This window comes from Psychrobacter sp. Rd 27.2 (assembly GCF_001921755.1).
GTDB classification, from domain to species: Bacteria; Pseudomonadota; Gammaproteobacteria; order Pseudomonadales; family Moraxellaceae; genus Psychrobacter; species Psychrobacter celer.
The window spans coordinates 1-314 of record NZ_MRYB01000163.1; the positions used below are offsets into that span (position 1 = coordinate 1).

Consider the following 314-nt stretch of genomic DNA (forward strand, 5'->3'; position numbering starts at 1 on the left):
TCTCAGCGATTTGCTGGATAACGACGGCAGCAAGACGGAGAGTACCCTGAAGGGGCTGCTCTCTGTGTTCCAGGACAACGAAGGGGTGCACCTGCAGGTCAAGGAGAACAGTGCGGCGCCTGTGACTCAGGAGATAGTGCTGACGAACCACACCTTCGACACCCTGACCGGTGGCTCTGGCACCACGGCCACTCAGGTGATCGACTTCATGTTGCAAAACAACATGCTGGATATCGACAAGTAAGTCGGATTCGGACCTAGCAAAAAGCGGCAGAGCAATCTGCCGCTTTTTTTATAGGCCTGTTTTATGGGGA

The 314-nt window shown here is 54.1% G+C and carries 1 protein-coding gene; it reads left to right on the forward strand.

Annotation, left to right across the window (positions count from 1 at the left end; genetic code table 11):
- Positions 1-244, forward strand: a 244-nt coding sequence (locus BTV99_RS13045) for a type I secretion C-terminal target domain-containing protein (protein WP_143507237.1), incomplete at its 5' end; no start/stop codon positions are given.
- Positions 245-314 lie beyond the last annotated feature (70 nt).